Genomic DNA, 23,299 nt, shown 5'->3' with positions numbered 1-23,299 from the left:
AGTGAAACAGGGCTAGCGGGAATGAATCTGGGCCAGTCGCTCCTCGAGGTCGCTGTGGTCGACACCCGGCACGTCTGTCCAGCGGAAGCTCAGCATCAGCGCGTCGAAGAGAGCAACAAGTGCGTCGGAGAGAGCGGCAACCGGATGCTCACCAGAGGCCGCCGAGAACGACAGCACCACCCAGCGCCCCTCCCGATGCGGCACGCTGATCGTGTATACGATCTGCCGTGTGATCATCGCCGGCCAGCCGTCGCGCGGATCGACGCGCACGATTGAGCTATCAGTGCGCGCAGCGTGTGCACCATCGATCGTGTGGAGGGTGGCGTCGTCGCTGCCGGCGAGGATATCGGCCAGCACCGCGCCAGGGTCACCGATTCCGTCGTCATCGATCTCCGACTCTACAAACGAGGCCGGCACGTTAACGCCGTTGACCGGACGCACCGGCACGTAGACCGCGCTTGCACCCGCCTCGCGTGCCTCGACAACCATGCCGGTGATGCTCCTGCGCAGTTCATGGCGCCATGGTTCGGCTGTGTCGCGTGGCAAAGAATCCGGGAACGCTTCTGCCACTATCTCGTCAATCATCGATCGCAGCACCGACTGTTCTCCCACGCCGGCCGGCAGCCGCATCCAGCCCGGAGGCAGGGCGATGAGAAAGGATGCCTGAGGTGCGGTGATCGTTGGGGTCATGCTTCTGGTCCGATCGTCACGTGAGCGAGTAATTCTTCGAGCAGCGGGGAGAATTGCGGAACGAGTTCTAGTTGGGAGGTGCGCCACGTGAGCACGACGACAACATCGCCGGTCTGACGTGCGCACGCAATTGTTGCCCAGATCGCGCCGTCATCGTCGAGGTCGAGTCGCGTGACGCGGATACCGTCGCCATCCGTAATGTCATCGACTGTCGGCCTGTCGATAGGCAGTCCGCCACTGGCCCCAGCAGCCTCACTCAGGTCGAGGGGCTCGTGTCCTGCGGCGGCGACGCTCACGATGACCGGCAGCGGCCAATGGCCGATCAACCCAAGGCCCACGACGAGCACCTCGTCGTAGCTCAGCGCTGCAGAGAACTCGAGCAGTGTGTCCAGGGTCGCGTTGTGGTCAATCGGGCCCGGTGGTGGCCCGTCGGCAATCACCTCGGATTCAGCTTCGGATTCGGACTCCGCGAGCAGTTCGAAAAGGGTGATCACATCGGCCCGCCACTCCACGATGTCGCGTGGCGCGGCCGGTATTGTCATCCATTCGTGTGGCTCGATGTCGAGCGACCAATTGACTGGTGGCGTTGCTGACGGGATCATGCTTTGGGAGTCGTCAGGTCGGTCTTGCCCGCGTAATACTCGGGGAACAGCGACGACCGGTCCGTGTCGGTGCCGAACCCGGTGGGATTCACCGTCCACTTCATGACGTTGGCCCCGAACGACCCCACCACCCGACCGGCGTTGGCGTAGTACCACCACGGAATCGCTTTCGGAACTATGCCGAACTCGGTGTGCATGGCGAGCTGAAGTTTCTTCAGATCGCCCACGCGATCGGTGGAGAAGAACCTGTCGAAGCGATATTTGCCGCCGAACTCGCGCACCTTCGCAATATCGTTTGGTCCCCAACCCTTGGTGGCGACGTTCCACCACTGCGGCTTGATCGCCGCCTTCGATCCGATTTGGGTGGCGTGCCCCACCCCGATGTCTCTGGTGATGGTCCGTAGCCGCTGGTCGATCGCGCCGATCCGCTTTATAGCCGCTGACACAGGTATGCGTCCAGCCAGGCCGTCTGCCCAGATCTTCTGACGCTTCGCTGCCGCACCGGCAGACTTCAGGCCGACCTTGACGGCGACCTTACCGCCCGCACCTACCGCGCCTTTCGCCGCGCCGGCGGTGCCCCGCGCAATCGCCGCAACGTGGGCCGTTTGCACGATCCGTGCGACGACAACGCCAACGCCGATCAAGACGACACCGACCACCGCGATGATGAAGTCGAGCCAGGAGCCCTCACCCATCGCGGCAAGCGCGCCAGTACCAATAACAGAGGCAACGGCGACGATTGCACCGGCAAGGGCGGCAGCGCCCAGCCCTGGGATGAAGAACGCCAGCACCGCGAGCGCGACGCCGATCCACATGAGCACCTTCACGAAGATTTTGAGGAATTTGAGGAAGCCCTCTCGAAGTTTGTACTGCCAGGTGTCGACAAGGCCGTCGTTCCACGCACCCCGAATCGTGTTCGACGCAGCCTTCCCCGCGCCGTTCAGCGCAGCGAGGGTCTCCTCCATGCGACGACGCGCCTGCCCGCTGGCATCGGCGGCCGCGGACAGTGCCGTCGTGCGCGCGTGGATCTGGGCGTTCTCTTCTGTGGTGAGCGCAGGAGCGTCAGCAGCCCGCTGCGCACTGGGGTCTGGCATCCCTGTGGCGCTTCCTGCCGCCCCGGCTGCGGCCTCGGCCTCGGCCAGTGCGCGCGCGGATTCTGTGCGGGCACTGTCAAGTGCCGGGCTGTAGCTGGCGAGAGCGCGAGACACGGCGTCGTAACGACCAGAGGTTTTGGTGAGCGAGGCGGCGACATCTGCGCTGCGGGAGCGAATGGCGTCGGCGGATTGGCCCTTGAGCTCTGTTGTGTCGCCAGAGCCGATGCGTTGCAATACTGCCGCCTCGCTTGCGATTGTCTCCGCGATCTTCGCGTAGTACGTAACCAGGAGGTGCAGTTCGTCTGGGTCTCCCGCGACAGGGTCTGCAGGGTGATCCAGCAGTTGCCAGTTTCCGGAACGAGCGGGCATGGTGGGTCCTTTCAGGACGTTCTGGACTGTCGGAAACGAACGGGAATCGTCATTCTGTGTCGGTGGAGAGACCGTCAGCTATCGACTGTTCCGTCGCACGCCACGCTTCGCTCATGTCGTGGATTTTCTTCTGCAGGTCGTTGACGGCCGTCGAGATCTTGCCGCGGTGGATCTTCCAATTGCTGACGAACTCGCCCATTGCCGCGGTCACATCTCGCTGGCCCCAGACATCGGCATCTTCCTTAACCCGGTCGCCTGCTGTGTTGAACTCGTGCGCGATCTCAACGAGCTTGGCCGATGACTCTTCGAGAACTGCTGACGTGACAATGAGGTCTGGCATGCTGCAAGGAGTCCAATCGTGAGGTGGCAGAGGGAAAGGAGGGCGCGCGCGGAACCACCGGCGCCCTCCTGACGGGGTTTTCTACTTGGCGAGGGCGCGCGCGAGCTCGGAGTCGGTCGACTCAAGCGCGTCGGCGGCGGCCGTGAGGTACTGGCTCATGCCCATGAGGCCCTGGATCGTCTTCGTTGCACCGTCGTTGAACTCCTGGTACGAAGAGCCGAATGCCACTGACGATTTGTCGGTTACGTAGCCGCCGCTGATGAGACCGTCGACCAGGGTCTTGAGCTCGCGCAGCTTCGATTCGATTTCCTGCTCGCCGTTGTTGAGGCGGGTGGAGGCGTCGCGCATGTCGCCGTATGTCACATTAAGGTTTGCCATGAGTCGCTTTCGTATCGTTGATGAAACCTCCGGCTGGCGCTGAAGACGGTGACAACGATACCGATCGGTTGACCCTCTAATGGGGGCAGGCGGAAGGACTTCACCAAGCGTTAATGTCCCGGTCAGCGACAGGTCCGTCATTAGGGGGACATACACACGGCGTCTCACGAAACGTGAAGAGCGAGCCCACCGATCGAAGCCCGCCGTTGAATGCAAGAGATGCACTCATGCACTTTCCTATGCCGGGGTGCGGACGAAGGGTATGGGCAGGTTTCAGCCGGAGAGCGCCCACATCGCGACAGCGCTGGCCGCGGCGACATTGAGCGAATCGATGCCGTGTTTCATCGGGATCTGCACCACGCTGTCCGACGCGGCGAGCGCATCTGCCGTGAGCCCAGGGCCCTCAGCGCCGAGCACCAGGGCCAGCCGATCGTGGTTCGTGCCGTCGAAGTCGCGCAGGCTGACGGCATCCGGTGTCAGGGCGAGTGCCGCCACGTGGAATCCGTGGCGGGTCAGCAGCTCGCGGGTCGTTGTCCAGTCCCCCGTGCGCGTCCACGGCACCTGCAGCACTGTTCCCATGGATACCCGGATGGCGCGTCGATAGAACGGGTCGGAGCACCGCGGCGTCACCAGGATGGCGTCGGCTCCGATCGCGCCGGCCGAGCGGAAGATGGCGCCGACGTTCGTGGGGTCTGCGACGTCCTCCAGGATGACGATGCGGCGGGCTTCGGCCAGAAGTTGATCGGGGTCTGGCAGTGCAGGGCGATTCATCGATGCGATGAGTCCGCGATGCAGGATGTATCCAGTCAGCTCGGCGAGCAGCTCGCCAGGGCCGGAGAACACCGGCACGTCGGGACCGACGAGTGCGACGGCCTCGTCGACGGTGCCCCCGAGGGCGAGCACCGAGCGGGGCTGATGCCCGGCACGCAGCGCCCGTTCGAGCACGAGCGCCGACTCAGCGAGGTACAGGCCGTGCTCGGTGCCACGCGCCTTCTTCAACGCAACATCGGTGAGATGCGAGTAGTCGGCCAGGCGCGGGTCACTGAGGTCAGAAATGTCGATCACGGGCATCCGTCAACCCTATCGACGGGCCGCCGCCTGCTCCTCGTTCTGCGTTGTGCCCTTGTCGGGGGCTGCACTAGTGCGACGCGATACGGAAGGATTACCCGAGAACGCGACAGGTCCACGTGTTCATAACTCAATACGAGAGGCCCCAATGCGCCATTCCAGCCGACGCCCACGCCCAGTGACGGCAGGAGGGGCATTGGCGCTTGCAGCGGCCATCGCCGTGCCGCTCGGATTCCTCGGCGCTGGGACGGCGACCGCTGCTCCAGGAACAGCTCTCTCGACGAGTGTGTCGACTACGGCCGTCGCATCGAATATCAACGTCAGGGCGCAGACGTCGCTGTGGGAGCTGCAGACCGGCTCCATCGACGCATCGCGCAACCGACTGTACGTGGGCATGGCGAGCCCCACGGCGCAGATGGCACAGATCGACCTCACCACAGGAGTGGCGACAGCAATTCCGCTCGGCGGCGCATATGCCGCGTCGGACACCGCGGTCTCTCCGCTCGACGGCACAGTGTATGTGTCCCACAACAGCTGGAACCAGGGCGTGTCGGTTCTCGACCCTGCACAGACGTACACCGCCACATCGCTGCCCCCGGTCATCACCAGCATGCCGGACAACCCTCAGCAGCTCGATGTCGGGAATGACGGCCGAGTCTACGCACTGCACTCATACGACGGCACCATCTCGGTGATTGGCGCGTCAACGGGAGCCGATCGGATGAACGTGGTGCAGAGCATCACCGGTCTGGCCAGCCGCGAGGGAGACATGGCAATCGACAAGGATCGTGATCGGCTGTACGTGGTGAGCCCGGTGTCTGGCACGCTCACAATCATTGATACCAAGGCCGTCCCTGCCGTCGAGCTTGGAGTGGTCACGCTCGCAGTCCCGCCCATGAGGATCGGCGTGGACGCCGCGACCGGCCAGGTACTGGTCACCAGCATCGTTACGAACTCCGTGTCCTGGCTCACTGTGGCCGGGGACTCGCGTTCTGCATCGGTGACCCGCACTGAGGCACTCTCCCCGCTGCCAGCCGGTGCCTCCGCTGAGTCACTGCCGTTGTCGCCCACCGTACGAGCTGATGGCACGACGTTCGTCGTGACCAGCGTTTACCCCTCAAATGTCATCAAATCGCAGGTAACGGTCATCCCGGCGGTCGTCTCCGCGACGCACCCGATCTCCACGATCCAGGTCAACTACGGAGCGAACGCGGGGATCCTCGACCCCCGCGCAGGCGGCACCCTGTACGTGACGAATGGCAGCTGGGGCACAGTCTCAGAGATCAGCGACGTCACCCTGACTGCGGATGCTACATCGACAGAGGTCGGCTCGACCGGAACGTTGCGGGCCACCCTCACCCGCTCAGACGCGCGCCCGATCGCGGGCACCGTCACGTTCTCAGACGCATCGACGAACGTACTCGGCGCAGTCCCCATCGATGCGTCAGGCACCGCCGAACTCGCGGGGGGCAACCGGCCCGTCGGAGACCTCGCCTTCACCGCGACCGTCACCACACCGAGCACCATTCCTCTTGCCACAACCGGCACGTTGACCACGAGGAAAGCGGCGTCGAAGACGACGCTCACTCTGGGGGCGGCAGCGGTCATCGAGGGCAGCTCAACGACGGCAAAGCTTGATGTCACAGGCGCGGCCGGCATCGCCGTGACCGGCAAGTTCACGATCGCCACGCGCACCGGCGACGTGCTGGCATCAGGGGCAGTTGCGGGTGGACAGGCCACAGCAACGTTCACCGTTCCGCCTGCGGGAACCACGCCGCTCGTTGCCCATTTCGACGGCGACGCCAACTACCGGGCATCCGTTTCGACGCCCGTTGACCTGGTCGTGACCGCACGCACTCCAGTAGCGACTGTGCCATCCGAATCCGGCACCATCGGCTCGAAGGGAAGCGTCTCCGTTTCCGGTTTCCTCCCTGGCGAGACGGTCACCGTCACGTTGCACTCCGATCCCGTTACCCTTGGCAAAATCCGGGCAGACAGCGCCGGCTCCGGCACCCTCAGTTTCACAATTCCAGTCGTGCCTGCCGGGGTGCACACGATCGTTGCAGTTGGCGCCACGTCAGGGCGCGAGTTCTCCATTCCTTTCCGTGTCACGGCCGCCGCAACACCTACGGCCGGTGAGACCGGCGATCTGGCCAGCGCCGGCGTCGACGCTCGTGGGGCCCTGTGGGCCTCTGGCCTTCTCCTGCTGCTCGGAGCCGGCGGGATCGTCACTGTGCGGGCGCGACGTGGTCGCCACCAGAGCAAGGTGATCAGCTAAGCCACGCGGTCGGGGCCCGGACGCACAGCACATCCGGGCCCCTGCGGCGACCTGCCCCACCCCTTGCCCGGACACGTTGGCCGATTCAGAATGAAATTTCTGGAAGGCGGCACACCATGGGTGAGCAATGGAACTATGCCTGGCGCACAATCGTCCCCGACCTGAATGACAAGCACGGCCCCCTCCCTCCTGTCATGCTGCTGCTGACCATCGTGACCGGGCTCGTTGATGCGTACAGCTACCTTCTACTGGGCCACGTCTTGGTCGCAAATATGACCGGCAATGTCGTCTTCCTGGCCTTCGCGCTTGCAGGGTCGACGGACTTCACCATCTGGGCGTCTGCCCTCGCACTGGTGGTGTTCTCGATTGGAGCCGTCATCGGCGGGCGAATCGCGCACGCACAGCACGCTCATCGTGGCCGGATGCTCCTGCTCGCTGTGAGCACGCAAACCGTGCTCCTGCTGGCCGCTCTCATTGTCTCGCTGGTTGTCGTCACTCCAACGGGCGCGGCCTCGCGTGCGGTTCTCATCACGATAATCGGCGTAGCAATGGGGATTCAGAATGCGATGGCGCGCGCTCTCGCCGTCACCGATCTGACAACGACGGTGCTGACACTCACGATCGCGGGGATCTCTGCGGACAGCCACCTGGCCAATGGGCCAAGCAGCCGCGCAGGGCGGCGGTTGCTCTCGGTGTTCAGCATGCTGCTCGGTGCATTGATCGGTGCCCTTTTCATCAACCTGGGCCTCGGTACCGTGACGCTCCTGCTGTCGGTCATCCTGATGGCCATCATCACTGCGATTGCAGCCGTGCTCGCTCGGTCGCAGCGACCGTGGGCCACGCCCTAGTCAAGAAAGGTCAGCGCGACCCGTTTGAACTCCCGCGACGTCAGCGCATTGATGTGCGTGCGCGCAGGCAGCTCAACATAGCTGGCGCCCGTTGCGGTCGCGAGCTCTTCGACGCCATCGGGGATGTGATCGGCGGCGCCTCTGACATATAGCGTCGGGATGCCAGGCGCAACGTCGAGGGCGGCCCCTCTCATGCCAAGGACGCAGGCTCCTAATGCCTCGCGGTCTTCGCCGGCAGCGATCGCGGCCGCCAACACGGCGGCAATCGTCGGGTCGTCCGGAAGCTGTCCATCGATCACGAAGCGATCGACAGACTCACCGTCCCATGTGGAGAAGTACTCGATTGGGCCAGCGCCGCCGAGCACCACCCGGCGCACCCTGGTCGGCGCCAGCTGGGTCAGCGCCGAAACGACTCGAACGCCCATCGAATAGCCGATCACGTCGACGGAGTCGAGTTCGCAGGCGTCGAGGACGGCCAGCAGGTCGCCCGCCAGTTCGGCCTGCGTATAAGCGCTCGCCTCGCGCGGTGCATCGCTCTGCCCGTGACCGCGGAGGTCTGGCGCAATGGAGCCGCGCCCCGCTTCCGAGATGGCGCGTACCCAACCGGTACCGCCCCAGGTGGCCGTGGCGCTCGACGCGAAGCCATGTACGAGAAGAATGGGTCGCTGCCCCTCAATGATGTCGCAAGCAATCCGTACGCCGCTATGTCCGGAGGCGACCAGCGTCACGCGTGGCCTGACCAGCCTGCATCGTCGTCTTCGGCGGCTCGCACGCCACCGACCGCCGCAGACGTTGCCAGGGTCGCCCCTGAGTGGGCGAGCTCTGCCAGTGCTGCGTCGCTCGAATCCGCGGCCACTCCTGCGATGAGGTCGGTGAGGATCCGCACGTGCTGCCCGTGCTCAAGCGCATCGAGGGCTGATGCGCGTACGCAGTGGTCGGTGGCAAGTCCCACGAGGTCGATCTCTGTCACGCCGTGCTCTGTGAGGAGGTCGCCCACCGTTTCACCGGCTTCGGTGTGTCCTTCGAAGATGGAGTACGCAGGTTTACCCTGGCCCTTCCGAATGTGGAAGGAGATGGCATCCGTCACCAGGGCGGGGTGGTACTCAGCACCGGTCGTGCCAGCCACGCAGTGCACCGGCCACGTGTCGACGTAGTCGGGGGCATCGTCCCGGGCGAAGTGGCCGCCATTGTCGTTGTCAATGTCGTGCCAGTCGCGTGAGGCGAAGACCCAGTCGTACGCATCTGGGTGGCCCGCAAGCAGGGCGCTCACGCCGGCGGCCACGCCGCGACCGCCGTCAACGGCCAGCGCACCTCCCTCGGTGAAGTCGTTCTGAACGTCGATGATGAACAGTGCGCGCGTCACGGATTCCCTCACTTAGTTGTTCGACAGGTTGTCTCCGCAGTTGAAGAAACCTGTGGTGATGGTGTCGATCGCTATCTTCGCATTGTCGCTCACATCATCGAGTGCGTAAACGGCAAAGGTGAGCGGGGTGCCGTCTGCGGCGTGAATGATGCCGGCGAGCGTGTAACCGGTGTCGATCCAGCCGGTCTTGGCGAAGACGGCGCCATCGGCAGCCGAGTTGGCCCCGGTGAATCGGTCGCTGTACGACAGCGAGCCGGAGTCGCCGCCGGCAACAGGGAGACCATCGAAAATGATGCCAAGGTCTCCCTCCCTGGCGTTGATCTTGACGAAGAGCTGGGTGAGGTACGACGGCGGCACAGCATTGTTGTCGCTCAGCCCTGAACCGTCGGCGATGACGATGCCCGTTGTGTCGATTCCGTATGGCTGGAGGCCGGCGACGGTGGACTGCTGCAGCGCGGCGAAGGTGTTCCCAGCGCCCGACTTCACCGCGACGAGTCTGGCCAGCATCTCCGCCAGCGCATTGTCGGAGACGAGCAGAGACTGCTTGATCAGCGTAGAGACGGGTTGCGATTGTGCGGCGGCGAGCGTGGGTGCGCCTGCGGGCGCCGTGCCGCGGGTCACCGTGACATCACCGCCCAGCTCGTCTGCGAATGCCTCACCGGCACGCCCAACGGGGTCGTCGCTCCGGGTCGAGGTGCTGCGCGCCGGATTGGCCCGGTCGCCGTCGACCTGGAGCGCCGTGATCTCCGGCATGTACCCGTCGTAGAGCTCCTTGGTGTTCCAGCTCGGCTCCCAGGCCGGGTCGCCGAACAGCGATGAATCGAGAACCAGGTTGGTGATCGGGTTGCCGGCATTGGCCGGGTCAGCGTCCCAGGCCGCAATCGTCTGGCTGGCCAGGGCGTCAAGGTGCGCCGCTCCCGCGTACGCAGAGTCTTCCCCTGATGGCAGTCGCGACAGCGTGATGTCGCCGCCGCCGACCAGCACGACGGTGCCGGGTTCTGCGCCCTTCACCACGGTGGTGATCGCCCGATAGTCGGGGCCAAGCACGCTGAGTGCTGCAGCGGATGTCAGGATCTTCAGCACGCTGGCTGTGCGGGCTGGCGTCGTGCCGCCGCGGTCGAAGAGCACCTCGCCCGTGTTCGCGTTGACGACCTGCGCCTGGAAACTGCCCAGCCGGCTGTCTGAGGCCAGCCCGGCAACGGAGCACGTGCGGAGACGGCTGGCCGCCGTGTCTGCCCCTGGCACTGGTCTGGCCGGGTCTGCTGTCGCATCCGGTGCCGCCGACGTCGACGTCGTCGCACCTGCGGCACCAGGAGCGGCCGTACTGCCGGCTGACGCGCCGGCGACAACGGCTCCGGTGCCGAGCAGGGCAAACGCCACCGCACCGCCGGTGATCAGCGCAGCGCGGCGGTGCCGGGAGAAGAACGATGCGATACCCGTCGCTGATCCGCCCTGTGGTTCGACGCCGGCGGCATCTGGCTCAGGGACAGTGCGGGGCGAATCATCGGAATCGTGCATTGGGGTATTTTAGCTGTCGCTGGTGAGAGAACCGCCGCGGTACCGGCTTATTCGCCCGGGTACACGAGGCCGATCTCGGCGCGAACAGCGTCGAGGGTCTTCATGATCGCGACAGACTGCGCCGGGCTCAGGATGTCGCTCACGATGTGTCCCTCACCGATGAGGCGCTCGGCCTCCGCGGCCTGGAAGTGCATGCCGCGGCCCCGAACGTTGGAGGCGTACGACTCAAGCACGTCACCCTCGCTCGAAACGACCCTGAACGACGTCGCTGAGTACCACACGGCGTCGATGTCGATCCTGGCATCCGTTCCCAGCACGGTCGCGGTGTTCGGCCCCTTGGTGTCGCTGGCCGACAGCGTCGAGGCGATCTGTCCACCGGCGTATCGGAAGATGGTGGCGACCTGCGCGTCGGCGCCGGTCTCCTTGAAAGTGGCGCTGGCAAGCACCGTCTCCGGGTCGCCGAACAGCTCGTGCGCGAAGGAGAGCGGGTAGATTCCGAGGTCGAGCAGCGCGCCGCCACCGAGCTCGAGGGCGTTGATGCGGTGAGCGGGGTCATCCGTCAGGTCCTGCGTGTGGTCGGCGATGAGCGTGTGAACGTTGCCGAGGGTGCCAGCGGCCAGGATCTCCCTGATGCGTACCATGTGGGGCAGGAACCTGGTCCACATGGCCTCCAGCACGAGCAGGCCCTTCTCGGCCGCCAGGTCGGCGATGACCTGAGCTTCGCCCGCGTTCACCGCGATCGGCTTTTCGATCAGGACATGCTTGCCGGCGTTGAGCATCAGCGCCGCATTGCTGGCATGCAGCGGATGCGGTGTTGAAATGTAGACGATGTCGACATCAGGGTCGTTCGCGAGCGCTTCATAGCTTGAGTGCGCGACCGGGATACCGAACTCGGCGGCGAACGCGTCGGCCGATTCTTGCGAACGGGAACCAACGGCCTGAACGGTGAAACCGTTCTCCAGGAGGTCGCTCGTGAATTGGTGGGCGATATTGCCCGTGGCCAGAATTCCCCATCGAAGTGCAGTCATGCAATGGAGCCTATCGGCTGCACACTGATGCCTCGGTCCTGAATGCAGAATGGCCACCAACCCTTTCGGGCTGGTGGCCAAGTGCGATGTGGGGCCGCCTATCAGAATCGAACTGATGACCTATTCATTACGAGTGAATCGCTCTACCGACTGAGCTAAGGCGGCGTGAGCGGTTCTTTTCAAAACCGCTCGGTGACACAGCAAACAAGCTTAGCGTGTCTCGAGAGCAATCTTGTACACATCACGGAATGAGCTCTTCACCCGATCGGCCAGTTTGGTCTCCCCCGCCGAATCCGCCCAGCATCTCCAGGCGTGCCGCATCGCGGCAACAGCGACCAAGGTGTAGAGCAATGCCTGTTCAGTCAGCAATTGTGAGTCTTCGGCCAGCTCTGGGTGATCGATGGCCAGGCGCCTCTCCAGCAGGTCTTGCATCCGACCTTCGAATCCTCGCAACGTCGACATTCTCATGCCGATCAACTGCGAATTGCCCAGCAACACCTCGTGCCTGAGCTGATGTAGTTCCTCGTCTTCTTCTAGGGGCTGGAGGTTGGTGATCAGGAGCTCCTCAAGCTGGACGAGGATTGGGCCGCCAGGCCCGGCATTCACGAATTTCTCCAGCGATTCTTCAGAGGCAAACCCGGGAATGTCTCCGACGAGGGCAGCATCTTTCGTCGGAAAGTAGTTGAAGAACGTGCGCGGGGAAATGTTCGCCATCCGACTGATCTCGTCGATCGTCGTGTGCTCGATACCGCGTTCCAGCACCAGCGACAATGCCGCATGCTGGATCTTCAGCTGTGTCGCCGCGCGTTTCCGCGCCCTCAGCCCGACTTCTGAATTATTCGACATGCTTTCATCTCACTGGCACATAGGCGTAGCTCGGCCCTACTGCCGGACCACGCCGCCCGCGCAGCCAACGATCAGCACATCGGGTCTTCAGCCGGAACCGTTCCCGAGAGCAGATAGTTGTCGACCGCGTCATTCACGCAGGCGTTTGATTTGTTGTAAGCAGTGTGCCCTTCACCGTCGAAGGTGACAAGGTGTCCGCTGTCGAGTTGGGCGGCCAAACTCTGCGCCCAGACGTAGGGTGTTGCGGGGTCATTCGTTGTGCCGATCACGAGAATGGGGGCAGCGCCTGCCGCGTGGATTTCTGAGCGCTCGCCCGTGAACGCGTACGGCCAGTTCGCGCAGCCGATGTCGCCAAAGCTCATATAGGTGCCGATCGTCGGCGCGGCGGCTTCAATCTCTGCCGCCTGCGCCCGCATGCTGGCCGGATCGTCGTTGTAGCTGTAGTCAACGCAGTTGATGGCGGTGAACGCTTCGGTGGAGTTGTCGAGGTACGTGCCGTCTGCATTCCGGCCGTTGTAGGCATCGGCGAACTGGAATGCGTACTCGGCATCGCCCTGCATCACGCTGGTCAGCATTTCGCTGAGGTAGCTCCAGGCATCCGCTTGGTAGAGCGGATAGATAATCGCCGTCAACAGGGCGCTTGAGCCGAGCTGGCGGCCATCCGCTGCACTGATCGGGTTCGCATCAACCGAGTCGAGCAGCGCCCGGATGGTGGCCATGGCGTCGTCGACCGTTCCGGAGAACGGGCATGACGTGCTGCTGAGGCAATCGGCCAGGTAGGCCCGCAATGCGCTCTCGAAGCCCTGGGCCTGGATGCGGGTCACGTCGAAGTTGCTGGTTGAGGGGTCGACGGCGCCATCGAGCACCATCCGACCGACCTTGTCGGGGTAGAGCTCTGCATAGGTGGCGCCCAGGAAGGTGCCGTACGAGTACCCGAGGTAGTTGAGCTGGGTGTCTCCGAGGATCGCGCGCATCAGGTCGAGGTCGTGTGCGGCATTCACCGTGTCAACGTGGCCGAGGAGGGGACCGGTCTCGTCCTGGCATGCCGCGCCGAATTCGGCCGCAGATGCCTCGAGCTCGCTGATCCACTCATCCGTTCCCCGCGCCGCGGTCGGGATGCCGTACAAGTAGTCATCCATCTGCTCTGCGTCGAAGCAGGCCACGGCACTGGACTTACCGACACCGCGCGGATCAAACCCGACGATGTCGTACGCCGCCTGCAGTTTCTCGTCTGTGGCGTAGTCGACGTTTTCCTTCACGAAGTCGTAGCCGGAGGCGCCGGGGCCGCCGGGATTCACGAGCAACGAACCGAGCCGGTCAGGCCCCGTGGCGGTATGCCGCACCATCGCCAGATCGATGTCTCCGGCGGCTGGGTCTGCCCAGTCGAGCGGCGCCGTCGCTGTCGCGCACTGCAGGTCGTCGCCGCAGTCGGCCCAGCTGAGCACCTGCTCGTAGAACGGTTGAAGCGCAGCATCAACCTTTTCGCCCGTCGGCACCGAAGTGGACAAGGGCTGCTGGGGCATGAACCACGACACGCACCCGCTCAATCCGATGGTCACGACGAGCGCTGCGGCGAGTGAAACGCCGGCCCTGGCTGATCTTCTGGGGCGAGTCGTGGTCACGGGTTCCTCTTTCGTAGCGGGGGCGTTCAGCGTCTGATCGCCGTGACGAGCATTGCCTCGAGAGCAAGGGCTGGGGCAACGTTTGATTCGATTCGCTGTCGGGCGAGGGTGATCGCGTCCATGGTGGCCAGCGACGCCGCCGGGCTGGTGGCTGCGGCGGCCGCTTCCAGCTCCGGAAGGAGTTCGAGATTGATCACCGTTGACGTTCTGCCGAGCTGCACCATCATGATGTCCCTGTACAGCGACACCAGGTCGACCAGGATGCGGTCGATGCCATCCCGCAGGCTTCGCGTTGCACGACGCTTCTGGTCGTCTTCCAGAGCTTTCAGCTGGCCCCGAAGCGCTGGTGGAATCGACTGGCCTGACGCAACGCCGAGCGAACGCAGCACGCCCTCTCGCTCCTGGGCATCGCGCTCAATCGTGATGGCCTTCGCGTCATCGCCGGCAATGGACAGCAACCGGGCGGCGGCCATCACGGCAGCAGACACCGAGCGGATGCCGAGGGCTGTACGCAGCGTCTCGTCGCGCCGGGTCCGTGCCTCAGCGTTGGTGGCAAGGCGGTGGGCCATACCGATGTGGCTCTGCGCCTCGCGCGCCGCGCGCAGGGCGATGTCGGCGTCGACCCCGTCGCGCGCCACCAGCAGGTCGGCGACGTCTTCGACGCTCGGGACTCGAAGGCGAACGGTGCGGACGCGCGAACGGATGGTGGGAAGCAGGTCGGCTTCGCTTGGCGCACAGAGAATCCAGACCGTGCGCTCCGGTGGTTCTTCGAGAGCCTTGAGCAGCACGTTCGACGTGCGCTCCACCATCCGGTCTGCGTCTTCAACGACGATGACTCGATAGCGACCAATGGAGGGCGAGTACTGTGACCTCGCCACAACCTCTTTCACCGACTCCATCTTGATGATGACGCCCTCTGTGGAGAGCACAGTGAGGTCTGGGTGGGTGCGCGCATCGACCTGTCGCCTGGCCGCTTCATCGCCCACCTCGTCGCCGGGGCTGAGCAGGGCCGTCGCGAAGGCGAATGCCAGGTTGGATCGACCTGACCCTGGCGGGCCCGTGATCAGCCAGGCATGGGTCATGGAGGCGCTGGAGGTCGACGTGGTGGCGCCGGCGGATGACGGTGAGACTGATCCGTCAGGAGCGGCAGGAAGCGCCACCCGTTCGGCTGCGGCACGGAAAATGGCGATGGCCTCCGCTTGACCCGTCAGTCCGTCCCAGATTCCCATTAGGCAAGGGTACCGTTCGCGTCCGACAGATCGCTGCGTGCCGCTAGCTGCGGGCAGCCAGCAGCGCGCTGACGCGTTCCCGAATGGCAGCGGCGATCGTTTCTGGCGCTGCATCAGCATCGAGCACGATGAATCTGTCGGGTTCCGCGGCCGCGAGGTCGAGGAAAGCCGCGCGCACCCTGGCGTGGAACTCGCCCTTTTCGGCCTCCAGGCGGTCGAACCGCTTGTTGGCCGCGTTCAGGCGTGACCGCGCTGCCGATTCGTCGAGATCGAGCAGGATGGTGAGGTCGGGCAGCAAGCCTTCAGCCGCCCACATGGACAGGTCGCGCACCTCGTCGGCACCGAGAACTCGGCCGGCGCCCTGGTAGGCGACGGATGAGTCGATGTAGCGATCCTGCACCACGATTTCACCGCGCGCGAGAGCCGGCCGAACCTTCGTGCTGATGTGGTGGGCGCGGTCAGCTGCATAGAGCAGGGCCTCAGCGCGCGGCGCGATGTCGCCGCGGTGATGCAGCACAATCTCGCGAATCGCGACGCCGACATCCGTTCCGCCTGGCTCGCGGGAGCGCAGCACGGTATGCCCCTGCTCCTCGAGCCAGTCGGTCAGTAGTTCGGCCTGGGTCGTCTTGCCTGAGCCGTCGCCGCCCTCAAGGGTGATGAACAAACCGGTCACGACGTCGCAGACTCCGCGGCTGCAGCGGCTGCCTTGTTCGCCGCCCTGGTTGCAGCGGCTTTCTTCGCTGCCGCCGAACGCGCAGCGCTGGTGGCCGTTGTCTTTGCCGCCGTCGTCTTCGCCGCAGTCGTCTTCTTGGCTGCGGGCTTCTTCGCTGCCGGCTTCTTGGCTACGGGCTTCTTCTTGGCTGGCGCCTTGGCGCGCGGCTTCGCCGGTCCCTTGGCACGCTTGTCGGCCAAAATCTGCACAGCACGGTCGAAGTCGATGTCTTCGATGCTCTCGGACTTCGGAATCGTCGCGTTGGTGACGCCGTCGGTCACGTATGCGCCGAAACGACCGTCCTTGATCTTGATCGCCTTGCCGCTCTCCGGGTCTGGGGCCTCGAATTCCTTGAGCGCGCTGGAAGCGCGACGTGCCCCGTACTTGGGCTGAGCGAACAGTTCGAGGGCGCCAGGCAGGTCAAGTTCGAAGATCTGGTCTTCGCTGGTGAGTGAACGAGTATCCGTTCCCTTTTTCAGGTACGGACCGAACTTGCCATTCTGCGCAAGGATCTCTTCGCCAGACTCAGGGTCAACGCCGACGGTGCGCGGCAGGTCGAGCAGGCGGAGCGCGGTGTCCAGGTCGATCGACGCGAGGTCCATCGATTTGAACAGTGAGGCGGTGCGAGCCTTGGGCAGCGCAGTCTTCTTGGCCGCGGCCTTCTTCTTCGGCTTCGTTTCCGTGACCTCACCGGTGGCAGCGTCGACGGTCTCTGTCACCGCGGGTGCGGCGGCAACGGATGCCGCAGCAGGATCGACTTCTGGCTCTGGATCGACCTCGGTCACGTACGGTCCGAATCGGCCGTCCTTGGCCACGACGTTCTTGCCGTTCTCCGGGTTCACGCCAATGACGCGGTCGGTGACGACGGGAGCCTCGATGAGCTCGCGTGCCTTTGCGGCGGTCAGTTCATCCGGAGCCAGTTCCGGCGGGATGTTGACGCGACGCGGAGGAGCGTCGGGGGCGGCATCCGGATCAATGGTCTCGAGGTAGGGACCGTACTTGCCGATGCGCAGCGTGATGTCGTCGGCGATCCTGACCGAGTTGACGGCCTTCGCGTCGATCTCACCCAGGTTGTCGATGACCTGGCGGAGGCCCTTGTGCTTGTCTGAGCCGAAGTAGAAGCTGGTCAGCCAGTCGACGCGCTCTGCTTCGCCGTCTGCGATGCGGTCGAGGTCGTTCTCCATTTCGGCGGTGAAGTCGTATTCGACCAGGTCACCGAAGTAGTCCTCGAGCAACCGCACCACGGAGAAGGCGATCCAGTTCGGGATGAGTGCCTGGCCGCGCGGGGTGACGTAACCGCGGTCGGTGATCGTTGAAATGATCGACGCGTACGTCGACGGACGGCCGATGCCGAGCTCTTCGAGCTTCTTCACCAGGCTGGCCTCTGTGTAGCGGGCGGCCGGCGTGGTCTCGTGTCCCTTGGCTTCCACGTCGACGAGGTTCAGAACCTGGCCCTCCGTGAGCGGCGGGAGCTTCGATTCGGTCGGGTCTGACGCGGCGTTTCGCTCTTCGTCACGCGATTCCTCGTACGCGAGCATGAAGCCGCGGAACGTGATGACGGTTCCACTCGCCGCGAACTCGGCGACGACACCGGATGCCGATGGCTGGTCAGACGGGCCGGTCGGGCCCGCAGAGATGGTGACGGATGCCGTCGAACCGGTGGCGTCGGCCATCTGCGAGGCGACGGTGCGCTTCCAGATCAGTTCATAGAGCTTGTAGTCGTTGCCACGGAGGCTGGATGAGAGGGATGCCGGGGTGCGGAAGGTGTCACCAGACGGGCGGATCGCCTCGTGCGCCTCCTGCGCGTTCTTGCTCTTGCCCTTGTACAGGCGCGGCGATTCCGGCACGGTTTCGGGCCCGTAAAGGGCTGCAGCCTGCGTGCGCGCAGCGCCGATCGCCTGCTGCGAGAGCGACGGTGAGTCGGTTCGCATATAGGTGATGTAGCCGTTTTCGTAGAGCGACTGGGCAACGCTCATGGTCTGGCGCGCGGTGAAGCGCAGCTTGCGGGCGGCTTCCTGCTGCAGCGTCGAGGTCGTGAATGGCGCGGCGGGGCTGCGGCGGTACGGCTTCGATGCCACCTTGGTGACCGTGAGGTCGACGTCGGGCTTCCGCAGCGCCTCTGCCAGGGCGAGGGCCCCGGCCTCATCGAGCACGGCGGCCTGCACCTTGGGCTTCAGCTTGCCGGTGTCATCGAAGTCTGCCCCGGTGGCGATGCGGTCACCGTTGATGCGCACGAGCTTGGCGTCGAAGCCGGCAGCATCGCTGTCAGCGGATGCCGCGAGCTGCGCAATCAGGTCCCAGTAGCTGGCAGAGACGAACGCCAGGCGTTCGCGTTCGCGGTCGACGACGAGTCGGGTGGCAGCGGACTGCACCCGTCCGGCGGACAGACCAGGGCCGACCTTGCGCCACAGCACGGGCGAGATCTCGTATCCATACAGGCGGTCAAGGATGCGGCGGGTTTCCTGGGCATCCACGAGTGCTGTGTCGAGTTCGCGAGTGTTGTCCTTGGCCGCCAGGATGGCGTCTTTCGTGATCTCGTGGAACACCATGCGACGAACGGGAACCTTGGGTGCCAGCACCTGCAGCAGGTGCCACGCGATGGCTTCTCCCTCGCGGTCCTCATCAGTTGCGAGCAGGAGTTCGTCGGCGTTCTTCAGCGCGCGCTTCAGCTCGGCGACTGTCTTTTTCTTGGAGTCAGACACGACGTAGTACGGTTCGAACCCGTTGTCGACGTCGACAGAGAACTTGCCCAGCCCACCCTTTTTGAGCTCAGGTGGCAGGTTCTTGGGTTCGACCAGGTCGCGAATGTGACCGACGGAGGACAGTACCTCGTAGCCATCGCCCAGATACTGCGCGATTGACTTCATCTTGGTCGGCGACTCAACGATGACCAGCTTCTTAGTGCCTGGCACCAGACTCCTCTTATATGTGATGGGAACAAGGCACACCATACACATAGGAGTGGAAAGTGTGCCTCATTCAGTGTGCTGCACGTTTGTTCAGCGTTTGCCGTGAGCCCCGCGGGCGGGACTCTGACCCACGCCTCTGCGATGAGACCCGTGCCCCCTTGCCCCTCAACGGTTCCTGAGGACAATGGAAGCATGGCTACAGCATCAATGGGCACGTACACGGCCAAGCTGACGGACGGCCCCCTTGAGGGCAAAACCATCACCGTGGAGTTCCTGCAATCAGGTGATCCGCAACCGCAGCTGAAGATCCCCGTCAACGCGAGTAACAAGCGGTACTTGTACGCACGCGGCGCCGGACTGGAATTCGAAGGTTCTGAAAATCCAGATCGGCCGAGCGCCGTTGACTATCGCTACCTTGAAGCTGTATTCGAATAGTACAGCCCCGTCAGGCCGCGCTTCCCCTCTCTACTCTTCGGCTGGGCCAGGCGGACCGGCTCGCGACCTGGACCGCACTGTAAAAGGACCGGCTGCACGTTCGACCACCACGTCGGAGACGAGGCCGTCGATGGTGCACGAGGCCAGCATTGCCCCGTTGAGAACGGCCGCATGAGCCGCGGCATCGCAGGGGATGCCGGCAACCGCACCTGATGCTGTGTCTGCTGCCGCGAGCGCGGCCGCATCCGCCGCATTCAGCACCGTTTGGTGGGTGGCCAACACTGCGAATGTCGTGACGACCAGCGCCGTGACGAGCATGGTCGCGGCGATGACGGCCACGCCGAGGATGGTGCCGGATCCCTCGTCATGCTCGCCGGTCGCGCCGCTCTGCCAGCGGTTCCAGCGGCCACGGCGCCAGCGGTTCACAGCCCTCCCGCCAGCGCGCACGACGATGCCTCGACGACAAGTCCGAGCGCCGCGAACGGGCCGATCGCCGCCGGAGCACGCAGCGTCGCACACGTGAACTCTCCCTGGCGCTCGGTGACCAGCGTCACACCAGCGCCGGCGCGAGCGGCCAGGCCAGCAGCCCTCCCCTCGTCGTCACCCCTGGCGAGCGACCTGGCAGCGTCAGCCGCGGCGTCCGCGAGCCGCACCTGTTGCCCCAGCATGGCGACCGCCCCCAGGCAGCACCCGAGCACCAGGACCACTGCAGGCAATACGGTGGCGAACTCTGCTGTCACACTGCCCGTCTCGCGCTGCGGGTCACCCCACCGACAACGCATTCCGCACCAGGTCCGTCAGGATCCCCCGCACCTCGTCGCCCCGCAGGATGACGATGAGCAGGCCGGCAAACCCGACAGCGGCCATCGTGGCCACGGCATACTCAGCTGTCGCGGCGCCCGTGTCTCCCGCCAGCCTCCGCGCTCTGGCCAGCCTCCGCACTCCGGCCAGCCTTGCGCTCAGGAACGAGCGGATGCCGCGCCTCCGGAGCCCTCGCGCCCGCCCACCGGATTGTTCAGTCGTCATTCGCACTGTTGGCATGGGTTCTTCTCCTTGTGTTTGCGCCCGGACGAACCTCTCGGCGTCCCGGGTGTCAATTGGATCGGCACGGGCATAATCAGCATCCGCCAGCAACCGAGTACCCAGGCGCGCAGCCGGGGATCCGTGGAGAACGTCAGAGCGAACCGAATGTGGAGGACACGATCGAGATCAGCAGCGGCGCAACGCCGACGAGCATGAACGACGGCAGGATGCAGAGTCCTAGTGGCAGCATCAGGGTCACCGCCAGGGTTGCAGCCTGCCGCTGACCCTCGGTACTTTCCACGAGACGCAGGTGTGCGGCCTCGCTCCGTAAGAGCTCCGCCGCAGGCACCCCTGCGCGCTCCGACAGCTCGAGGACGGATTGGATCACAGCGTCGGAGTGCGCCGTCGCAATCCCAAAGCGGGTTGCCGCGCGGTGTGCGAGTTCTCTGGCGCCCGCCAGGGAACCGCCGCCTGACATGGCGATGGCCATCAGGTCGCATTCCAACCCCGGGGTCGCGGTTCGCCGTCCGGCGGCCCGCACGAGCCTGCGGTTCCAGCCCGCACCTCCGAGCATCAGCGCTCCCCCCGCCGCCAGGCAGAGCAAGCCAGGGGCGGTCGTCAACAGGGTGCCCAGCGTGTCGAATCCCATCAGCAGGCCAAGCAGGATCCCGACAGCGGGAAGCCACATCACCATTCGTGCCGTCGATTGCGGACCAGCCAATGCCACCTCAAGCTCGCGCTGCCCCTGACCGAGCTCCCTGAACGAGGAGGCAAGGCTCCGCAAGCAGGTCGACAGCGGCGCACCCGCCTCAGTTGCCACCTGCCAGGCTGCCGCGATTCCATTCCAGGCCGCCGCTGACTGCTCATCCAGCGGCCTGGCAGCCACGGCGATGGCGTCGGCGACGCTCTCCCCGCGTGGCCCAGCCCGGGCCGCGGCCTGCACCACACTGTCTTCGCCGACGCTGTCGTCACCCGCTTGGCCATCGGCCACGCCGAGGTAGCCCCAGACGGCAACAGGCGAGACGCCGGCGCTCAGCAACACAGCGATTCGTTGGACGAGCGATGCGACCCGTTCAATCGGCAGCTCACCGGTGCGGCGCGCTCGGCGCAATGTCATCAAGCTCCGGGTCAACCGCGTCGTCGTCCGCACTGTCATTCGCGCCGTCATCCGCTCGCCACAGCCAGCCGGCCGCGCCCATCAAGCTCGAATCGGGCAATCGTGCGCACCCGCCGGACACCCTCAGCCCGCTCCAGGTGCACGACCCAGCTCAACGCACTGACTGTTTGACGCGCAATCGCCTCCTGGCTCATTCCCGCGAGCGCGCCCAGGGCCTCGAGTCGGGCGGGGACGTCGTCCACCGAGTTCGCGTGCAGCGTTCCAGCCCCGCCGTCATGCCCGGTGTTCAGTGCGGCCAACAGTTCCCGCACCTCGCTGCCGCGGCACTCCCCCAACACCAGCCGATCAGGCCGCATTCGCAGCGCCTCACGCACCAGTCGCTCAAGCCCCACCTGGCCAGCACCCTCCAGGTTTGCCTGTCGCCCTTCAAGACCGACGACGTGCGGATGCTCGATCCGCAGCTCAGCGACGTCTTCGATGACCACGATGCGCTCCCCCGCCGGAACCTCACCCAGCATCGCGGCCAGGAGAGTGGTCTTGCCGCTCCCTGCCGCGCCGGTGATCAGGAAGTTTTCGCGGGCTGCCACGATCGCGCGGAGACGCGGCAGCACGGCGTCGTCATCGGTTGCACCAATTCGGGCTTCGGTTCCGCACAGGCCGGCATCGGCCAGCGCCGCCAAGCTCAGCCGGGTGCGGCTGGGCAGGCGTATCGACAGCAGCGTTCCCGTGCTTGAAATGGGTGGCAAGACCGCATGAACGCGGATGCCGTCTCCCAATCGCACATCAACACAGGGACTTGCTTCATCGATATGTCGCCCGCCGAGCGCGATGAGCTTGACGGCCAGAGCGCGAACGCTCGGTTCATCGAGTCGCCAGAGCGGTTGCCAGGCCAGACCTCGCCCGTCGTCAGTCCAAAGGCCTGACTCCCCGTTCACGCACAGGTCAGTGACGCCGGGGGCGCTCGCAAAATCTGCCAGGGGACCGAGCGCCGAGATGTCGAGTGCTGCGTCGTCGCTGGTCGCTGTCGCCCGCGGCGGCAGCTCGGGATCATCGCGTGTAGCGCCAGAGCCCGTAGCGCCAGAGCTCAGAGGGCCAGCGAGCGTAGCGCCAGGTCTCGCGGCTCCAACGGCTACGGGGCCGGGGCTCGCTGCGCGATCACGCGGCGACACAGCCACAAAACGGTCCTGGCTGGTGAACGGCGCACTCGCGGCCACCGCATTGCCGAACGGAACATCGTCGAAGGGAGCGAACATGCCAGCACGATACGTACCCAGCAGGGCGCGCGACTGTGGCGGACGCGAGGCTGTGGACGGATCAGCAGATCGTCCACCGGTGCAGGACGTGCCGGACGTGGGCGCCGGGCCTCACCGCCGGGCTCACAAGCCGGGGCTTAAAAAAAGGGGGGCGGCACCTATTGGGGGGAACAGGTGCCGCCTCGGCAATGCGCTAGTTGGGGGGAACATCACGCACTGCAGGTGAGGACTTTCATCCACACAGGTCTAATAGTACGCGCTCAGCCGATATTCGCAAGTCCCAATGCCCTCAAAACTGGGGGCAAGGCTGCTGCACGGCAAAAACATTGGAAATCCCAAGGTTTCGCTGTGTTTACAGGGGCATTCCCCGGATTGTTCCGCGGCGAATTGCTCGACCGCAGAGCGTGTCAGCTCTCCTCGACGCCCCAATGACACTCGGCGCGTGCTGCCGGGTCGCTCCGGCATGCTAGGCGGAGGTTTCGTCCTATTTCGCTGCCGATCTGCGGCAACCCGCGAAAGAGTAAGGTTCTTCACGGGCAGGCAGCACGCCCACCGGAACGTAGCGCAAAGGAGCGAC

General features: G+C 64.8%; 23 protein-coding genes and 1 tRNA gene. 3 read left to right on the top strand and 21 right to left on the bottom strand.

Annotated elements, in window-relative coordinates:
• Positions 1–12: 12 nt before the first annotated feature.
• From AC25Y4_RS07910 to AC25Y4_RS07885, 6 genes are all read right to left on the bottom strand, one after another.
• Complete coding sequence (locus tag AC25Y4_RS07910) at positions 13–690, bottom strand: hypothetical protein (protein ID WP_488119846.1); 678 nt, start codon at positions 688–690, stop codon at positions 13–15.
• A complete protein-coding gene (locus AC25Y4_RS07905; RefSeq protein ID WP_488119845.1) occupies positions 687–1,292 on the bottom strand; it encodes a hypothetical protein in 606 nt (201 codons plus the stop codon). The genes AC25Y4_RS07910 and AC25Y4_RS07905 overlap by 4 nt, the downstream gene beginning before the upstream one ends.
• Complete coding sequence (locus AC25Y4_RS07900) at positions 1,289–2,755, bottom strand: hypothetical protein (RefSeq protein WP_488119844.1); 1,467 nt, start codon at positions 2,753–2,755, stop codon at positions 1,289–1,291. The genes AC25Y4_RS07905 and AC25Y4_RS07900 overlap by 4 nt, the downstream gene beginning before the upstream one ends.
• 49 nt (positions 2,756–2,804) lie before the next feature.
• Complete coding sequence (locus tag AC25Y4_RS07895; protein WP_488119843.1) at positions 2,805–3,095, bottom strand: hypothetical protein; 291 nt, start codon at positions 3,093–3,095, stop codon at positions 2,805–2,807.
• Positions 3,096–3,176: 81 nt separating this feature from the next.
• Positions 3,177–3,473, bottom strand: a complete 297-nt coding sequence (locus AC25Y4_RS07890) for a WXG100 family type VII secretion target (protein WP_488119842.1) — start codon at positions 3,471–3,473, stop codon at positions 3,177–3,179.
• Between the two features lie 273 nt (positions 3,474–3,746).
• Positions 3,747–4,544, bottom strand: a complete 798-nt coding sequence (locus tag AC25Y4_RS07885; protein WP_488119841.1) for a TrmH family RNA methyltransferase — start codon at positions 4,542–4,544, stop codon at positions 3,747–3,749.
• A gap of 193 nt (positions 4,545–4,737) precedes the next feature.
• On the opposite strand from AC25Y4_RS07885, the gene AC25Y4_RS07880 reads away from it, so the two are divergent.
• Positions 4,738–6,819: a YncE family protein gene (locus tag AC25Y4_RS07880; RefSeq protein WP_488119840.1), complete on the top strand. Its 2,082-nt coding sequence runs from the start codon at positions 4,738–4,740 to the stop codon at positions 6,817–6,819.
• A 116-nt stretch (positions 6,820–6,935) separates the two neighbouring features.
• Positions 6,936–7,667, top strand: coding sequence for a YoaK family protein (locus AC25Y4_RS07875; RefSeq protein ID WP_488119839.1), 732 nt, complete (start codon positions 6,936–6,938; stop codon positions 7,665–7,667).
• Here AC25Y4_RS07875 and AC25Y4_RS07870 read toward each other — a convergent pair.
• From AC25Y4_RS07870 to topA, 10 genes are all read right to left on the bottom strand, one after another.
• The gene (locus AC25Y4_RS07870) at positions 7,664–8,395 is read right to left on the bottom strand and encodes an alpha/beta fold hydrolase (RefSeq protein WP_488119838.1); all 732 of its coding nucleotides are present in this window, start codon (positions 8,393–8,395) and stop codon (positions 7,664–7,666) included. The genes AC25Y4_RS07875 and AC25Y4_RS07870 overlap by 4 nt on opposite strands.
• On the bottom strand, positions 8,392–9,030 hold the full coding sequence (locus tag AC25Y4_RS07865; RefSeq protein WP_488120448.1) for an isochorismatase family protein: 639 nt from the start codon (positions 9,028–9,030) through the stop codon (positions 8,392–8,394). Before AC25Y4_RS07865 ends, AC25Y4_RS07870 begins: the two co-directional genes overlap by 4 nt.
• A 12-nt stretch (positions 9,031–9,042) precedes the next feature.
• The gene (dacB, locus tag AC25Y4_RS07860; RefSeq protein ID WP_488119837.1) at positions 9,043–10,548 is read right to left on the bottom strand and encodes a D-alanyl-D-alanine carboxypeptidase/D-alanyl-D-alanine endopeptidase; all 1,506 of its coding nucleotides are present in this window, start codon (positions 10,546–10,548) and stop codon (positions 9,043–9,045) included.
• A 47-nt stretch (positions 10,549–10,595) separates the two neighbouring features.
• On the bottom strand, positions 10,596–11,576 hold the full coding sequence (locus AC25Y4_RS07855; protein WP_488119836.1) for a Gfo/Idh/MocA family protein: 981 nt from the start codon (positions 11,574–11,576) through the stop codon (positions 10,596–10,598).
• An 89-nt stretch (positions 11,577–11,665) separates the two neighbouring features.
• Positions 11,666–11,741 (bottom strand) — tRNA-Thr (locus AC25Y4_RS07850).
• Positions 11,742–11,786: 45 nt separating this feature from the next.
• The gene (locus AC25Y4_RS07845) at positions 11,787–12,422 is read right to left on the bottom strand and encodes a TetR family transcriptional regulator (protein ID WP_488119835.1); all 636 of its coding nucleotides are present in this window, start codon (positions 12,420–12,422) and stop codon (positions 11,787–11,789) included.
• Between the two features lie 71 nt (positions 12,423–12,493).
• Complete coding sequence (locus AC25Y4_RS07840) at positions 12,494–14,044, bottom strand: alpha/beta hydrolase (protein WP_488119834.1); 1,551 nt, start codon at positions 14,042–14,044, stop codon at positions 12,494–12,496.
• Positions 14,045–14,070: 26 nt separating this feature from the next.
• On the bottom strand, positions 14,071–15,273 hold the full coding sequence (locus AC25Y4_RS07835; RefSeq protein WP_488119833.1) for a DNA polymerase III subunit delta': 1,203 nt from the start codon (positions 15,271–15,273) through the stop codon (positions 14,071–14,073).
• A 43-nt stretch (positions 15,274–15,316) separates the two neighbouring features.
• Entirely contained in the window at positions 15,317–15,946 is a 630-nt protein-coding gene (gene tmk, locus AC25Y4_RS07830) for a dTMP kinase (RefSeq protein ID WP_488119832.1), read from the bottom strand.
• Positions 15,943–18,897: a type I DNA topoisomerase gene (topA, locus tag AC25Y4_RS07825; RefSeq protein WP_488119831.1), complete on the bottom strand. Its 2,955-nt coding sequence runs from the start codon at positions 18,895–18,897 to the stop codon at positions 15,943–15,945. Before topA ends, tmk begins: the two co-directional genes overlap by 4 nt.
• A gap of 189 nt (positions 18,898–19,086) precedes the next feature.
• Between topA and AC25Y4_RS07820 the strand changes: the two genes are divergently transcribed.
• Positions 19,087–19,329 (top strand): hypothetical protein, encoded by a 243-nt coding sequence (locus AC25Y4_RS07820; protein WP_488119830.1) that lies wholly within the window; start codon positions 19,087–19,089, stop codon positions 19,327–19,329.
• 30 nt (positions 19,330–19,359) lie between these two features.
• Here AC25Y4_RS07820 and AC25Y4_RS07815 read toward each other — a convergent pair whose 3' ends face one another.
• The 5 genes from AC25Y4_RS07815 to AC25Y4_RS07795 form a co-directional block, all read right to left on the bottom strand.
• Positions 19,360–19,755 carry an Rv3654c family TadE-like protein gene (locus tag AC25Y4_RS07815; RefSeq protein WP_488119829.1) on the bottom strand — a complete coding sequence of 132 codons (396 nt, stop codon included), beginning with the start codon at positions 19,753–19,755 and terminating at the stop codon, positions 19,360–19,362.
• On the bottom strand, positions 19,752–20,069 hold the full coding sequence (locus AC25Y4_RS07810) for a TadE family type IV pilus minor pilin (RefSeq protein ID WP_488119828.1): 318 nt from the start codon (positions 20,067–20,069) through the stop codon (positions 19,752–19,754). Before AC25Y4_RS07810 ends, AC25Y4_RS07815 begins: the two co-directional genes overlap by 4 nt.
• A gap of 22 nt (positions 20,070–20,091) precedes the next feature.
• Complete coding sequence (locus tag AC25Y4_RS07805; protein ID WP_488120447.1) at positions 20,092–20,355, bottom strand: DUF4244 domain-containing protein; 264 nt, start codon at positions 20,353–20,355, stop codon at positions 20,092–20,094.
• A gap of 148 nt (positions 20,356–20,503) precedes the next feature.
• Entirely contained in the window at positions 20,504–21,469 is a 966-nt protein-coding gene (locus AC25Y4_RS07800) for a type II secretion system F family protein (RefSeq protein WP_488119827.1), read from the bottom strand.
• 47 nt (positions 21,470–21,516) lie between these two features.
• Positions 21,517–22,722 (bottom strand): TadA family conjugal transfer-associated ATPase, encoded by a 1,206-nt coding sequence (locus AC25Y4_RS07795; RefSeq protein ID WP_488119826.1) that lies wholly within the window; start codon positions 22,720–22,722, stop codon positions 21,517–21,519.
• Between the last annotated feature and the right edge of the window lie 577 nt (positions 22,723–23,299).

The organism is Leifsonia sp. Y878 (genome assembly GCF_057669685.1).
This window is presented reverse-complemented; position numbering and strand designations above follow the sequence as displayed.